At 63.7% G+C, this 432-nt stretch carries 1 pseudogene; it reads right to left on the reverse strand.

The window, feature by feature from the left end:
* Positions 1-262: pseudogene (locus EOA86_RS38150) on the reverse strand (exopolyphosphatase); the annotation flags it as partial.
* Positions 263-432: the final 170 nt, after the last annotated feature.

Genomic DNA, 432 nt, shown 5'->3' on the forward strand with positions numbered 1-432 from the left:
CATACATTTGCTCGGCGCCGACCTGCTCGGACAGCGCGCGGAAACGCCGAAACTCCTCCATCGAGCGGGTCACCGCCTCGGGATCGAGCTTTCCGGTCGAGACGATGCCGCGACCGAGGCCGGCCAGCATCTTTTCGTTGAACAGCGCGGTCGGCGAGCGCGCCAGCCCCTCATAGACGACAAGACGGATCGAGTTCGACCCGATGTCGATGATGGACAGCGGTCGGCGGTCCTGAAGCCGGCCCTGGGACGTTGAAATCATCAGCCGGTCGCTGCGGCGTTTTTCTTGCGGCGCTTGAACTGCGCGATGCGCTTGGGCGCATGCGATTTCAGCGCATCACCGCGTCCGGAAAGGCTCGGATTGGTCATGAAATATTCCTGCGCGTTGAACGGTTCCTCGCCCTCCTCAAGCGTGGCGCGCCGGGAGGTTCC

It is taken from the genome of Mesorhizobium sp. M5C.F.Ca.IN.020.32.2.1, assembly GCF_004023105.1.
Taxonomy (GTDB): Bacteria; Pseudomonadota; Alphaproteobacteria; order Rhizobiales; family Rhizobiaceae; genus Mesorhizobium; species Mesorhizobium wenxiniae.